A 13,469-nucleotide genomic window follows, 5' to 3' on the forward strand; every position below is an offset into this window, starting at 1 on the left:
TCACCCGTCGCCACGGCCGGCGCCGGCCAGCGCGTCCGGCGGCGGGAGCAGGCCCAGCCGCTGCGCCCGCAGCACGGTGGTCAGCCGGTCGGAGGTGCCGAACTTGCGGTACATCCGCTCCTGGTGCTTGGCCACCGTACGCGGCGACAGCAGCAGCCGGTGACCGATCGCCTGGGCGGTGAGACCGTCCGCGAGCAGCCGCAGGATCTCCTGCTCGCGGACGGTCAGCCGGGGCAACCGCACGGGCGGCACGGCCGCCCCCGGCCGGTCGGTCACGATGCAGCCGGCGGCCGGCTGCGGCCGGCTCCACGACTCGGCCAGGGTCCGGATCGCGGCGAGCTGGCCGGCGGTACGCCGAACCGGCCGCGTACCGGACGACCCGGTCAGCGGGGCGGTACGCGGTCCGGTGGTGCTCCACCGCCAGTGTCCGTCCCGGCGGACCAGGTCGCCGAGGGCCAGCCCGAGCTGGACCAGGGCGCGCAGCAGTACCGGGTCGCCGGCGGCGGCCGCCGTCAGCAGGGTCCGGGTGGTCGGCTCGACCGGCCCGGGAAGCACCAGGTCGAGCAGCCGGTCGGCGGGCTCGGCCCGGTGGGTGGGGTGGTCCGGCAGAGGAGGAAGTGTGGTGGTCATCGCAGCGGCTCCTGATGGGATCGGTCGACGTGCGGGTCGGGCACCGGCACATCGCCAGCTTCGCCGCGCCCGGCGGCCGTTCCATCGGGGGAACTACGTAGTCGTACCAGTACGCCATCCATAGATCCGGCCGGGCACCCCTCAGATCTGCACCGGTCGACAATTCGACCCGCTACTACGCACTACTACGGCAACGGGTTCCGACCGCTTCTTGAGTCGGCGGCACAGCGGTTAGTTTCGACCCGTACGCATGTCGCCGATCACCTCCCACACACACCTTTCTGATGATTTGGTGGCTTACCGGAAAGGACAGATACCGATGGCCAGTGCGAGCGTGGCTGTCCGGGCCGCCGGCGCGTCGTCCGGGCGTACCGCCGCAGAAGATCACGTCCGGGACCTCGCCCGACGGGGCATACTGGCGGACCGCGCGAGGGCGGCGTCCGACGCGGAACGCGGGCTGCTCCGCACGGGTGGGTACGCGCTGGTCTGGCCGGTGGTGTTCCAGCGGCTGACCCGTCGGATCGAACTCACCCGGGGACACCACACCTGCGCGTCGTCGGTCCACCGGCTGGAAGCCGACTGCCTCGACAAGTTCCACGACGACGTCGAGGCGGTCCTCGACGACCTACTGGCCAACGCCAAGGTCCCAGTGGTCAACCTGGAGGGGTGGATCGCCCGGCGGATCGGCCCGGCCACCGTCGACGCGCATCGCCGCCGACGCGGCGACCGTGGCGCGTTGCAGCGGCCCCGGCTGCCCGGATGGCTCAAGCACGACCTCGGCCAGGACCCGTGGCTGCTGACCCTCGCCGTCGAGGTGCTGGTCTGGGTGGGGATCCCGGCCACGGCCGGAGTACGGGTGTGGCCGCTGTCCGCGTGGGCAGACCGCCGGGCCGCCGTCACCGGGCACTGCGGTGGCGGGGAGCGGGAGGTGACAGCCGACCTCGACCGGGTGCTCGCCGCGATGCGCAGACGTCCGAAGTGGTACGCGGACTTCGTCGAACGGCCGCTCGGCCGCAAGCACGCCCCGGTGCTGCCGGCCGCCCGGACCGGGACCGGTCCGGCTCGCGAGACCGACCACCTGCAGCCGAGGACGCCGGACGAGGCGGACGAGGCCCGGTTGACCGAGCTGGCGTCGGTCGCGGTGACGGCGATCGAGGCACAGCTGCGTCGGGGTGCCGACCCCCGGTGCGCGGTGGTCGCCGTACTCCGCTCGGTGTTCGACACCGGCACGGGTGCCGAGGAGATGGACCGGCCGCCCGGTGGTGGACCGGCCGCGGACGAGCGGGTCGCCGCCCTGCTGGCCGACTCCGCGGCGATCGACCGGATCGCCAGCGCCGTCGTCGAGCTAATCGCCGACCGGTGAAGGCCGGTGAGGACCGGTGCGCCGAAACGCCCGGTAGGGCCTCGCGGACCTACCGGGCGTTTCGCCTGCTCAGTGGCGGTGGCGGCGGGATTTGAACCCGCGGAGGGCGTGAACCCTCACACGCTTTCGAGGCGTGCTCCTTAGGCCACTCGGACACACCACCGCCGAGTAGGCTACCTGAAGCGCCTGCCGACCGTCACGGCGGTCCCGCCCGAGCGCGGGCAGCGCCGGCCGCACTGGCAGGATCATGGCCATGAGCACGCACATCGGAGCCAAGCCCGGCGACATCGCCGAGCGGGTCCTCATGCCCGGAGACCCGCTGCGCGCCAAGTGGATCGCCGAGAACTTCCTCGAGGACGCCACCTGCTACTCGAACGTGCGCGGCATGTTCGGCTTCACCGGCCGGTACGCCGGCACGCAGGTGTCGGTGCAGGGGTCGGGAATGGGCATGCCGTCGGCGTCGATCTACGCCCACGAGCTGATCAACGAGTACGGGGTCCGGACGCTGATCCGGGTCGGCTCCTGCGGCGCGCTGGCCGAGGATCTGCAACTGCGGGACGTGATCGCGGCCAACGGTTCGTCCACCGACTCGAACATGAACCGGGTGCGCTTCGCCGGGCTGGTCGACTACGCCCCGGTGGCGGACTTCGGCCTGCTGCGTACGGCGGTCGACGCGGCCCACCGGCACGGTGTCGACCTGCGGGTCGGCCCGGTCCTGGCCGCCGACGCGTTCTACACCGACCGGCCGGACCTGTACGACACGCTGGCCGACTACGGGGTGCTGGCGGTCGAAATGGAGTCGGCGGCGCTGTACACCATCGCCGCCCGGTTCCGGGCCCGCGCGTTGACCATCCTCACCGTGAGCGACCACATCCGCACCGGCGAGAAGATGAGCGCGGACGACCGGGAGCAGACCTTCAGCGAGATGGTACGCATCGCGCTGGACACCGCGATCGCCTGACGCCACCGAGATCGGCCGACGACACCGGCGGACCGCCCGGCTCAACGGAAGAATGCCCGCAGCGCGGCTCAGCGGGAAAGGCCCATAGCGCGGCTCAGCGGAAAAAGGCCCGCAGCGCGGCGGCGCACTCGTCGGCCAGCACCCCGGCGTACACGGTCGGCCGGTGGTTGAGGCGGCGGTCGCGCACGACGTCCCACAGCGATCCGACGGCGCCGGTCTTCGGCTCCCACGCGCCGAAGACCACGGTCGAGATCCGGGCCAGCACCAACGCGCCAGCGCACATGGTGCACGGCTCCAGGGTGACCACCAGGGTGCACCCGTCGAGCCGCCACCGGCCGAGCCGGGCGGCGGCCCGGCGCAGCGCGAGGATCTCGGCGTGTGCCGTCGGGTCGCCGGTCAGTTCACGTTCGTTGTGTGCGACCGCGAGTTCGCGGCCGGCCGCGTCGTACACGACCGCACCGACCGGCACGTCGGCGCCGGCGGTCGGCCCGCCGGCCACCGACAACGCCCGCCGCATCCAGCTCTCGTGCAGCGGGTCGCGGTGCCGCCGGGCCGTCGGCACGCCGTCGCCCCGCCCGGTCACGCCGTCGCCCCGCCCGGTCTCATGCCTCGCGCAACTCCTCGATCTCGTCGCCGCAGCCGACCGTCTGGCAGATCTCGGCGGTCACGTCGGCCGGCAGCATGCCGTCACGCGCGCACAGTGCCAGCAGCCGTCGGGCCGACAGGCCGAGGTCGGCGAGCAGGTCGGCATCCCCGACCGGCTCCGCGTCCGGGTCGGCGGCCGGCTCATCGTCGTCGTCCTCCTCGTCGGCCAACGCGTCGACGTCGTCGGAGTCGTCCAACGGGTCGCCGACCAGGTACCCGCCGGCGCGGGAACCGGCCGGCGCGGCAGCGGCGGCGGGCATCGAGCCGCCGCCGGCACCGACCACGACCGGTTCGAGGTCCACCTCGACGGCCGGGGTACGGAGGTCGCCGATCAGCAGCGCGCCCAGCCGCGACTCCTCGGCGAACGCGGCGTCCGAACTGAAGATTCGCAGATCCTCGCCCTCGTCGAGGCGCAGGATCACCAGGTAACTGTCGTCCGATTCGACGAACAGCAGTGACACCTCGGCGTCGGGGTCGACCTCACGGAGCCGGTCGACCACCTCGTCGATGTCGGCGACCCCACCGAGGTCGAGCTCGGCGCCGGACCAACCGGCCGGGCCGCGTACGGCAGCGGCAGCAAAATAGGGCACGGTCCCCCCAATGGTCCCTGCGGTTACCGGGCGGCGCGGCATCCCCGCCGCCGTCGGTGACCGCCGATTCTGTCGTCAGAATGACGGTATCGGCTCAGGTCGGTCGTTGACCCCACAACGCCCCGAACAGTCACTGACCGGCAGGGACCGGTGCGCGACAGCGCGTCGGCGTTCGCTCAGATCAGGCGTTCGGTCAGTTGACCAGTCGGCGGGCCGCGATCAGCTCGCGCAACTGCTGCCCACGGACCTTACGGGGCCGGACCCGTTCGCGGCCGAGCTTGGCGCCGGCAAGCTCGGCGAGGATCTGCAGTCGGCGCCGATTCCGCTCGGGATCGAGCCGGTGCCCGGTGTTGGCCATGCCGCCGAGCGTGCCGACCGCCGCCGCGTTCGTCAAGCCCGGAATTCGCCCACCGCCGGTCACCACAGTGGCCAGTCGCCGGTCGCCGCCCAGTGTGTGGCGAGCGCCACAGTCGTGATGCTCCAGCCGGCCGACATGGCGAGCGCGATGCCGGTCGCCACGCCCCGGTCGCCGACCCGGGCGAGCAGGATCGCGACGGCCCAGGCGAGTGCGCCGCAGAGCAGCGTCGACAGGGCGTACCCGCGCAGGTCCTGGCCGATCAGGCCGGTCAGCAGCAGCCACAGCGCGGTGGCCAGCGCCCCGAGCGCGACGGCTCCGGGGCGTACCGGGTGCGGCTCCCGGTAGGTCGGCCGGGACGGGGCCGGTGGCCGTGCGGGCACGGCCGGGAACATCCCCGGCGGGTACGGGTGCTGGCCATGCGGTGGACCCCAGCCGGCCACCGGCGGGTGCCAGCCGGCCGGCGCACCGGGCCAACCGGGCGGGCTGGTCGGCGCGGGTGACGGCCAGTCGATCGGGCGGTCCGGCATCTCGTCCCTCCCTCCTGCGGCCGGGGCGGCGGCCCGTGACGGTCCACCGCCGTGCCAAGTCAGCGTACCGACGACGGCTGCCCGATCGTGCCCTGGCTCGATGTGGCAGAGTCACCGCCGTGCGAGTGGCGGTGATCGGGCTGGGGCTTATCGGCGGTTCGGCGCTGCGCGCGTTCGCCGCCGCCGGACACCGGGTTTTCGGGTACGACGCCGATCCCGCGACCCGGGCCACCGCGCGTACCGCCGCCGCGCGGGCGGCACCCGGCGCGCGCTGGCAGGTCGCCCCGACCGTACGGGACGCGGTGGCCGACGCCGATCTGGTGCTGCTGGCGGTGCCGCTGCCGGCGGTGGGTCCGGTGCTCGACGAGATCGCTGCGGTCGGCTACTCCGGGCTGGTCACCGACGTCACCTCGGTCAAGGAGCCGGTGCGGCGGCTGGTCGACCGGCGGCTGCACCGCCAGCACGATCGGACCGCCGGGTTCGTCGGCGGCCATCCGATGGCCGGTCGGGAGACCTCCGGGTTCACCTCCGCCGATCCGGAGCTGTTCACCGGCTGCGCCTGGGTGCTCTGCCTGGAGCTGCCGGTGACCTCGGTCGACGACTGGCTGACGGTGGCGACAGCGGTGACCGGGCTGGGTGCCCGGGTGGTACCGGCCACCGCCGAGGAGCACGACCGGGCCGTCGCGGCGATCAGTCACGTACCACATCTGCTCGCGACCGCGCTGGCCGCCACCGCGGTGACGGACCCGCTCGCCTGGTCGTTGGCCGCCGGGTCCTTTCGGGACGGTACCCGGGTCGCGGCCAGCCGGCCGGAGCTGGTGGCGGCGATGTGCGGTGGCAACGCCGGGGCGGTCCGGGCCGCCCTGGACGAGGTGCTCGCCACCCTGACTGCGGCCCGGGCGGCGCTGGACGCGGAAGACCCGGTGCAGGCTCTGGTGCCGTGGCTGACCCCGGGCAGTTCGGCCCGGGGCGGCTGGCCGCCACAGCCGGGCCGGCCGCTGGAGCTGCCGGCCCGGCCGGACGCGCTGCTGCGGTTGGGGCGGGCCGGCGGTTGGGTCACCGCCGTGGCCGAGGACCGACGTACCGTGACGGCGGTCCGGCCGGCGCCGGTCGACTGACCCGGCCCGGCTGACCGACCCGGCTGACCGACCCGGCCCGGCTGGCCGACGGTGGGCCGGCTGTCTACCGGCAACGGCTCAGATTTGTTCGCCCTGGTCCAGCCGGATCACCCGGCGGTCGGTGACAACGGCGGTCACCAGGTCGGCGGGCGTCACGTCGAAGGCGGGGTTGACCGCGCCGGCCCCGGCCGGCGTGGTCCGGGCAGCGGCGAAGCTGACCACCTCGGCGGATCCCCGGTCCTCGATCTCGACCTGTGCGCCGGTCGCGGTCGCCGGATCCACCGTCGTCTCGGGAGCGACCACCACGAACGGCAGTCCGGCCCGGCGTGCGCCGAGCGCATGGGCGTACGTGCCGATCTTGTTGATCGTGTCGCCGTTCGCGCAGATCCGGTCGGCGCCCACGACGACCGCGTCGACCAGGCCGCGGGCCATCAGGAACGGCCCGGCCCCGTCGACGGCGACCCGGAAGTCGACCCCGGCCCGGTCGAGTTCCCAGGCGGTCAGCCGGGCACCCTGCAGCAGCGGCCGGGTCTCACTGGCGATCACCGATTCCAGCCCGCCGCGCCGGTGCAGTTCGACGACGACCCCGAGCGCGGTTCCTCCGGTGACCGTGGCCAGCGCACCGGTGTTGCAGTGGGTCAGCAGCCGGCACCGGGGCGGGCAGAGCTGCCCGAGCAGGTCGGCCCCGAGCCGGGCCATCGCCACCGACGCCGCCTCCTCCTCGTCGCGCAGGGCCACCGCTTCGGCGAGTACGGCCGACGGGCTCTCCGCGAGTCGGGCCGCCGCCCGGTCGACGCCCCGGGCGAGGTTGACCGCGGTCGGCCGGGCGGTACGCAGCCGGTCGACGGCGTCGGCGAGTGGGTCCGGCTCGTCGTGGTGCAGCCGCGCGGCCAGCGCCACGCCGAGGGCACCGGCAACGCCGAGCGCCGGCGCGCCGCGGACCGCCAGGGACCGAATCGCGTCGACCACCGCCTCGACGGTGGACAGCCGCAGTACGGTGGTCCGGTCCGGCAACGCGGTCTGGTCGATGATCTCGATGGCGTCGTCGACCCAGTCGATGGTCCGCATGCGACGACCTTAGTCGGCTCCGGCCGGGCGACAGTACCGCCGAAGGGGCCTATGGTGACCGGTGTGAGCAATGCCCGGGACCCGATCGCCGACCTTCGTCGGATCGCTTTCCTGCTGGAGCGGGCCAACGAGGCGACCTACCGGGTACGCGCGTTCCGGTCCGCCGCCACGGCACTGGCCGGACTGCCCGCTGCCGAGTTGTCGCAGCGGGCTGATGCCGGCACGTTGACCGAGCTCGCCGGGGTAGGCGAGGTGACCGCCCGGTGTGTGGCCGAGTCGCTGGCCGGCGAGGAGCCGGTCTATCTGCGCCGGCTACTGGCTACCGAGGGCACCGACCTGGACGAGGCGGCGGCGGCACTGCGCGCCGCGCTGCGCGGCGACTGCCACACCCACTCGGACTGGTCCGACGGCGGTTCGCCGATCGAGGAGATGGCGTTGGCCGCGGTCGAGCTGGGCCACGAGTACCTGGTGCTGACCGATCATTCGCCCCGGCTCACAGTCGCCCGCGGGTTGACTGCCGCCCGTCTGCGGCGCCAACTCGACCACGTCGCGGCGCTCAACGCCGCCCTGCCGGAGGGGTTCCGGATCCTGACCGGCATCGAGGTGGACATCCTGCCGGACGGCTCCCTCGACCAGTCCGACGAACTGCTCGACCGGCTCGACGTGGTGGTCGGCTCGGTGCACGCCAATCTGCGTGACGACCGGGCGCGAATGACCCGGCGGATGCTGACCGCGGTCGCCAACCCCCGGCTGGACATCCTCGGTCACTGCACCGGCCGGATGGTGACGTCCCGGCCACCGGGGGTGACCGGCCCCGGCGACCGCGGCCACCGACGGCGGTCCCGGCCGCCAAGCGACTTCGACGCCGAAGCGGTCTTTGCCGCCTGCGCCGAACACGGCAAGGCCGTCGAGATCAACTCCCGGCCGGAGCGGCAGGACCCGCCGAAGCGGCTGATCCGGCTAGCGGTCGAGACCGGCTGCCTGTTCGCCATCGACACCGACGCCCACGCGCCGGGTCAGCTCGACTGGCAGCGGTTCGGGTGCGCCCGGGCCGCGCTCTGCGGTGTCGATGCCGACCGGGTGGTCAACACCTGGTCGGCCGGGGAGCTGGTCGACTGGGCCGCCGCCCATCACTGAACCGCTGTCCATCACTGAACCGCTGTCCATCACTGGACCGCTGTCCGGCTGCGGGCCGCCGGGCAGCGGGCCGGAGCGGGCCGGTCGGGGCAGCCCGGTGTCCTGTGCGATGGCCACCCCGGCCAGCACGATCAGCGCCCCGACCGGCTGGTGCCAGACCAGCCGCTCGCCGAGGACCGACACCCCTGCGGCGACCGCGACGACCGGCACGACATAGGTGACGGTGGCCGCCGTACTGGCCCCGACCAGCCGGATGTTGCGCATGTGGATCACGAAGGCCAGACCGGTGCCGACCGCCCCAAGAATCAGCACGCTCACGATCACCGCCGGGGAGAGCCGGGTCGGCGTCGGCGGGGCCCCGGCGACGATCGGCGCGATGACGGCCAACTGGCCGGTGGCCAGGATCAGCTGGGTCGCGGCGAGCGCGACGCCGCTGTCGGACCGGCCGGCGACGAACCGCTTCTGGTACGGGATCGTCGCGCCATAGCAGGCGGCCGCGCCGAGACACATCAGCTGCCCGGCGAACTGCCCCCCGCCGACGCCCTGCCAGACCCCGAGCACCACCAGCACGCCGACGAAGCCCAACCCGGTGCCGGCCAGCCGGCGGGCCGTCATTGCCTCGGTGCGGAACACCAGCGCCGCCAGCGGCAGGGCGATCAGTGGGGTGGTGGCGTTCCAGATGCCGGCGAGCAGCGACGGGATCCACTGCTCCCCGTACCCGATGAGGGTGAACGGCAGGGCGACCCCGACCGCCGCGACGACGCACTGGTGCAGCCACAGCCACGGATCCCGGGGCAGCCGGTCGCCGACCAGTGGCAACACGATCAGCAGGGTGAGCGCGCCGGCGGCGACCCGGGCCAGGGTCACGTGGATCGGATGCAGCTCGGCGACCCCGATCTTGATCAGCAGGAAACTGGTGCCCCAGATGCCGGCGAGCAGCAGGAAGCCGGGCAGCCAGCTGGCGAGCCGCGGACCGAGTGGTGGGCCGGCCGGGTCGGGTTCCTGCATGCCCGTTCCACCTTTCGGATGCGCCGGCCCCGCCGACCTGCCGCGTAGGGTCATCAGCATGGGACGTGTGGATGACATCAGCAACAGCTTTGTCGAGCGGTGGGCGCGGCTGAATCCGATCGGAGCCACCTACGCCGGCATCACCGGGCACGACGACCAGCTCGACGACCTGTCGCCGGACGGGTACGCCGAACGCGCCGCCCTGACCCGCGACACGTTGCGGCAGCTCGATGTCGCCGACCCGGAGTCGGAGACCGAGCGGGTGGCCCGGGACGCGATGGCGGAGCGGCTCGGCCTGGAGCTGGCCCGCTACGAGGCGGGTGAGGAGACCAGCGAGCTGAGCGTCATCACCAGCGGTCTGCACCAGCTGCGCCAGGTCTTCGACCTGATGCCGACCGAGGGCACCGAGGCGGTGGCCAACATCGCCGCCCGGCTGGACAACTATCCACAGGCTCTGGACCAGGTACGGGTCACCCTGCTGGACGCGGCCCGGGCCGGGCACGCGGCCCCCCGGGCGCAGATGCTCAAGGTCGCCGACCAGTGCGACGTCTGGACCGATCCGGAAGCGGACGACTTCTTCCACGCCCTGGTCGGCCGGCTGGCCGCTCCGGCCACGCTCACCGCGGACCTGCGCCGCGCGGCCTCGGCGGCCACCGCGGCGACCATCGCGTTCGGCCGGTTCCTGCGTACCGAGCTGGCCCCGTTGGGGCGGGACACCGAGGCCGCCGGACGGGACCGCTACGAACTCGCCTCCCAGTACTTCCTCGGCGCGCGGATCGACCTGGACGAGACGTACGCCTGGGGCTTCTTCGAGTTGGACCGCATCGAGCAGGAGATGCGCCGGGTCGCCGCCGAGATCGCCGGGCACGGCGCCAGCATCGACGACGCGGTACGCGCCCTGGACGCCGACCCGGCGCGGACCATCGCCGGTGGTGAGGCGTTCCGCGACTGGATGCAGGCGTTGGCCGACAAGGCCATTGAGGACCTGCACGGCTCCCATTTCGACATTCCGCAGCAGATCCGGCGGATTGAGTGCTGTCTCGCACCGACCAGCGACGGTGGCATCTACTACACCGGGCCGAGTGAGGACTTCTCCCGACCGGGCCGGATGTGGTGGGCGGTGCCGCACGGGCTGACCGAGTTCTCGACCTGGCGGGAGGTGACCACGGTCTACCACGAAGGGGTGCCCGGACATCATCTGCAGATCGGTCAGACGCAGGTCCGTGCCGATCTGCTCAACCGCTGGCAGCGGCTGCTCTGCTGGTGTTCCGGGCACAGCGAGGGCTGGGCGCTGTACGCGGAACGGCTGATGGACGAGCTGGGTTACCTGGCCGACCCCGGTGACCGGCTCGGCATGCTCGACGGGCAGGCGCTGCGGGCGGCCCGGGTGATCGTGGACATCGGCCTGCACCTGCAGTTGACCATCCCGCCGAACTCGTTCAACTTCCATCCCGGCGAGCGGTGGACTCCGGAGCTGGCGTGGCAGTTCCTGCGGGCGCACTGCCAGCTGCCGGACGAGATTCTCCGGTTCGAACTGGACCGCTATCTCGGCTGGCCGGGGCAGGCGGCGGCGTACAAGGTCGGGGAGCGGATCTGGCTGCAGGCCCGAGCCGACGCCCAGGCCCGCAAGGGTGCCGCCTTCGACCTCAAGGAGTTCCATCAGGCAGCGCTGAACCTGGGCGTACTCGGTCTCGACCCGCTGCGGACCGCGCTGGCCCGGATCTGACCACCCGCCCGGCGGGCCACGCCGGGGGCTGGGGCCGGCTCAGCCGAGCGCGGCCATCAGGTCCCGGCAGGCCTGCTCGCACCGACGGCAGGCCTCGGCGCAGACCTGGCAGTGCTCGTGCTCGCTGGCGTGTGCCTGGCACTCCTCGCCGCACGAACGGCATGCCTGGATGCATGCCTGCAGCATCACCCTGGTGGTGTTCGCGTCGTAGCCGGTGTGCCGGGAGAGCACCCGACCGGTGGTGGCACAGATGTCGGCGCAGTCGAGATTGGTGCGGATGCATTTGACCAGTTCGGCGACCGTGTCCTCGCTCAGGCACGCATCAGCGCAGGCGGTGCAGGCCTGAGCGCAGTCGAAACAGGCGTCGATGCAGTCGGCGAGTGCCTGCTGGTCGACGTGTCCCAGATCAAGCGGATAGGTTTCCAGCATCTCGGTTGCTTGCGTCATGGTGACCTCCACAGGTGTGACCGTTGAGGTCGGGTACCCGCTGCCCGGCCCGACTAACACCGGCCCGGTCAGTCGGGCAGCCGCAGTGCCGCCCAGACCGTCTTGCCGTCGGCGAATCCGGCGTACCCCCAGTCGCTGGCGAGCGCCTCGATGATGGCCAGCCCTCGACCGCGGCCGGGCGCCGGCCCGGGCCGGGGCCCGGTGGCCGGTCGGGGCAGCTCGGCAGCGCGGTCGCGGACGCTGATCCGGATCGCTCCGGCCTGCCGGGTGGTGGTGACGTCCAACTCGGTGCCGGCATGTTCGACCGCGTTGCTGACCAGCTCGGAACCGATCACCATCGCCTCGTCGACCAGAGCGGTCAGGTGCCACGAGCGGCAGGCACCGCCGATCAGCCGGCGGGCCTGTCCCGGCGAGTGCGGGTGCGGGGGCAGGTATTCGTGCCACCGGTACGGGGACCTTGGTGCTGATTCGACCAGTTTGGTGGCGTCGATCACGCTGTCCTGCACACTCACCAGACCGCTGATGCTGTGCCGGGCGAGCCGGCCGGTGGGTGAGTCGGGCCGGGCACACAGGTGCACCACCGGACGGTGGCTGGCGTCGCCGCCCTGCACGATGGCGAAGACCCGCAGCCCGATCGGGCTGGCCACGGTCACCTCGTCCAGCTCGACGAGCAACGCCAACGGCTCCTCCAGCAGGCAGCGGCGCAGCACCGGGGCGAGCCGGACCAGTTCGGTGTCGGTCAACGCGCCGGTCAGCCGAATCCGGGTGACACCACTGGCGAAGTCACGCGCCACCAGCCAGGTGAGGGTGTTCACCCGTGGTCCCCGTTGTCCGGTCTACCACCGTAGACGGTTCCGGTGTGGTCCTGCGGCGCGATGCCCAGCAGTGGCGCGACTCCGGTCACCCGCAGCACCCGGGCGACGATCGGCTGCGGGTTGCGGACTATCAGGATCTGACCCTGACCGGCGGCCGCGTGATGCGCGTCGACCAGTTCCTTGACCGCACTCGAATCGATCAGTGTAACGGCGTCCAGGTCGACTACGATCCAGGTCGCCTGCCTCCGGTCGACCACTTGCACGGCGGCACTGAGCTCTCCGGTTGCGGTCATGTCCAGCTCGCCGGAGGCTTCGATGACGCAGTGCCCGGCTTCGGGTGACGACACCCGGATCTCGTGCATGCTGGTCTCCGTCTGGCGGGTCGCGACTCCGACCTGCGGTGGCGCCCGTAGGCCCGCGCGGCGGAGTTGGGCTGCTCGAAGCGCCCAGCCTACGCGACGCCACCCGCCGGCTGGGGACAGACCGGGAGACCGCCGATCCGGGTTAGCAGATCACCTAGTCGATCATCACACTGAGCGAGAAATCGTTGACTGAGTTTCATCTCGGTCGATACGATCCGGGCGCCGTGGGACCGGTGTTCCCAAGTTCACGAGGAGTCCCCATGCCCGTATTCACCCGCCTGCCGGAGATCGTCCCCACACTGTTCCGCGTGGTGGTCGGTCTGCTGTTCACGCTACGCGGTGCCGCCTCGATCTTCGGGATCTTCGGCGGCTTCCGGGGCACCGGCGAGGCACTGGAGATCGGCGTCTGGCCCGGCTGGTGGGCCGCGCTGATCCAGCTCGTCGGCGGTCTGTTGGTCCTCACCGGACTCGGCACCCGGGTGGCCGCCGTCATCTGCTCCGGATCGATGGCGTACGCCTACTTCGTGGTCCATCAGCCGGACGCACTTCTTCCGCAGAACAACGGCGGCGAGCTCGCCGCGCTGTTCTGCTGGGCGTTCCTGCTGGTGGCCGCGCTGGGGCCAGGACGGTACTCGCTCGACGCCATGTTGAGTCGACGTCGTACGGCCGCCACGCCCGCGCCGGAGCCCGCGACGGTCTGACCACCACGCGGCG

The 13,469-nt window shown here is 72.5% G+C and carries 15 protein-coding genes, 1 tRNA gene and 1 pseudogene; 6 read left to right on the plus strand and 11 right to left on the minus strand.

Going from position 1 to position 13,469, the window contains the following annotated elements:
• Positions 1 to 630, minus strand: coding sequence for a helix-turn-helix domain-containing protein (locus ACN27J_RS17735; RefSeq protein WP_421367520.1), 630 nt, complete (start codon positions 628 to 630; stop codon positions 1 to 3).
• Between the two features lie 319 nt (positions 631 to 949).
• Between ACN27J_RS17735 and ACN27J_RS17740 the strand changes: the two genes are divergently transcribed.
• Positions 950 to 1,993, plus strand: coding sequence for a hypothetical protein (locus tag ACN27J_RS17740; RefSeq protein WP_421367522.1), 1,044 nt, complete (start codon positions 950 to 952; stop codon positions 1,991 to 1,993).
• A gap of 73 nt (positions 1,994 to 2,066) precedes the next feature.
• On the opposite strand, the gene ACN27J_RS17745 is transcribed toward ACN27J_RS17740, so the two are convergent.
• Positions 2,067 to 2,156 (minus strand) — tRNA-Ser (locus ACN27J_RS17745).
• A gap of 90 nt (positions 2,157 to 2,246) precedes the next feature.
• Between ACN27J_RS17745 and deoD the strand changes: the two genes are divergently transcribed.
• On the plus strand, positions 2,247 to 2,954 hold the full coding sequence (gene deoD / locus ACN27J_RS17750; protein WP_421367525.1) for a purine-nucleoside phosphorylase: 708 nt from the start codon (positions 2,247 to 2,249) through the stop codon (positions 2,952 to 2,954).
• A gap of 94 nt (positions 2,955 to 3,048) precedes the next feature.
• Here the strand turns inward: deoD and ACN27J_RS17755 are convergent, their stop codons facing one another.
• The 4 genes from ACN27J_RS17755 to ACN27J_RS17770 form a co-directional block, all read right to left on the minus strand.
• A complete protein-coding gene (locus tag ACN27J_RS17755; RefSeq protein WP_421372322.1) occupies positions 3,049 to 3,471 on the minus strand; it encodes a nucleoside deaminase in 423 nt (140 codons plus the stop codon).
• Between the two features lie 85 nt (positions 3,472 to 3,556).
• Positions 3,557 to 4,189, minus strand: coding sequence for a tRNA adenosine deaminase-associated protein (locus tag ACN27J_RS17760; protein ID WP_421367527.1), 633 nt, complete (start codon positions 4,187 to 4,189; stop codon positions 3,557 to 3,559).
• A 193-nt stretch (positions 4,190 to 4,382) separates the two neighbouring features.
• Positions 4,383 to 4,583 carry a hypothetical protein gene (locus ACN27J_RS17765; protein ID WP_416597165.1) on the minus strand — a complete coding sequence of 67 codons (201 nt, stop codon included), beginning with the start codon at positions 4,581 to 4,583 and terminating at the stop codon, positions 4,383 to 4,385.
• 23 nt (positions 4,584 to 4,606) lie between these two features.
• Positions 4,607 to 4,939, minus strand: coding sequence for a hypothetical protein (locus ACN27J_RS17770; protein WP_421372324.1), 333 nt, complete (start codon positions 4,937 to 4,939; stop codon positions 4,607 to 4,609).
• Between the two features lie 254 nt (positions 4,940 to 5,193).
• Here ACN27J_RS17770 and ACN27J_RS17775 point away from each other — a divergent pair, with 254 nt between their 5' ends.
• On the plus strand, positions 5,194 to 6,192 hold the full coding sequence (locus tag ACN27J_RS17775) for a prephenate dehydrogenase (protein WP_421367530.1): 999 nt from the start codon (positions 5,194 to 5,196) through the stop codon (positions 6,190 to 6,192).
• 78 nt (positions 6,193 to 6,270) lie between these two features.
• Here ACN27J_RS17775 and mtnA read toward each other — a convergent pair whose 3' ends face one another.
• Complete coding sequence (mtnA, locus tag ACN27J_RS17780; RefSeq protein WP_421367532.1) at positions 6,271 to 7,260, minus strand: S-methyl-5-thioribose-1-phosphate isomerase; 990 nt, start codon at positions 7,258 to 7,260, stop codon at positions 6,271 to 6,273.
• 63 nt (positions 7,261 to 7,323) lie between these two features.
• Here mtnA and ACN27J_RS17785 point away from each other — a divergent pair, with 63 nt between their 5' ends.
• Entirely contained in the window at positions 7,324 to 8,397 is a 1,074-nt protein-coding gene (locus ACN27J_RS17785; RefSeq protein ID WP_421367534.1) for a PHP domain-containing protein, read from the plus strand.
• A gap of 168 nt (positions 8,398 to 8,565) precedes the next feature.
• On the opposite strand, the pseudogene ACN27J_RS17790 reads toward ACN27J_RS17785, so the two are convergent.
• Positions 8,566 to 9,483, minus strand: a pseudogene (locus ACN27J_RS17790) (DMT family transporter); the annotation flags it as partial.
• Between ACN27J_RS17790 and ACN27J_RS17795 the strand changes: the two are divergent.
• Positions 9,464 to 11,131: a DUF885 domain-containing protein gene (locus tag ACN27J_RS17795; protein ID WP_421367536.1), complete on the plus strand. Its 1,668-nt coding sequence runs from the start codon at positions 9,464 to 9,466 to the stop codon at positions 11,129 to 11,131. The pseudogene ACN27J_RS17790 and the gene ACN27J_RS17795 sit on opposite strands and share 20 nt — an antisense overlap.
• Positions 11,132 to 11,170: 39 nt before the next feature.
• Here ACN27J_RS17795 and ACN27J_RS17800 read toward each other — a convergent pair whose 3' ends face one another.
• The 3 genes from ACN27J_RS17800 to ACN27J_RS17810 form a co-directional block, all read right to left on the minus strand.
• Positions 11,171 to 11,578: a four-helix bundle copper-binding protein gene (locus tag ACN27J_RS17800; protein ID WP_278172172.1), complete on the minus strand. Its 408-nt coding sequence runs from the start codon at positions 11,576 to 11,578 to the stop codon at positions 11,171 to 11,173.
• Positions 11,579 to 11,646: 68 nt separating this feature from the next.
• Positions 11,647 to 12,393: an ATP-binding protein gene (locus tag ACN27J_RS17805; protein ID WP_278172174.1), complete on the minus strand. Its 747-nt coding sequence runs from the start codon at positions 12,391 to 12,393 to the stop codon at positions 11,647 to 11,649.
• Positions 12,390 to 12,755 (minus strand): STAS domain-containing protein, encoded by a 366-nt coding sequence (locus ACN27J_RS17810; protein WP_421367538.1) that lies wholly within the window; start codon positions 12,753 to 12,755, stop codon positions 12,390 to 12,392. Before ACN27J_RS17810 ends, ACN27J_RS17805 begins: the two co-directional genes overlap by 4 nt.
• A 260-nt stretch (positions 12,756 to 13,015) precedes the next feature.
• Between ACN27J_RS17810 and ACN27J_RS17815 the strand changes: the two genes are divergently transcribed.
• Positions 13,016 to 13,456 (plus strand): DoxX family protein, encoded by a 441-nt coding sequence (locus tag ACN27J_RS17815; RefSeq protein ID WP_421367540.1) that lies wholly within the window; start codon positions 13,016 to 13,018, stop codon positions 13,454 to 13,456.
• The last annotated feature ends 13 nt before the right edge of the window (positions 13,457 to 13,469 follow it).

Source organism: Solwaraspora sp. WMMB762, assembly GCF_049179115.1.
Taxonomy (GTDB): domain Bacteria; phylum Actinomycetota; class Actinomycetes; order Mycobacteriales; family Micromonosporaceae; genus Micromonospora_E.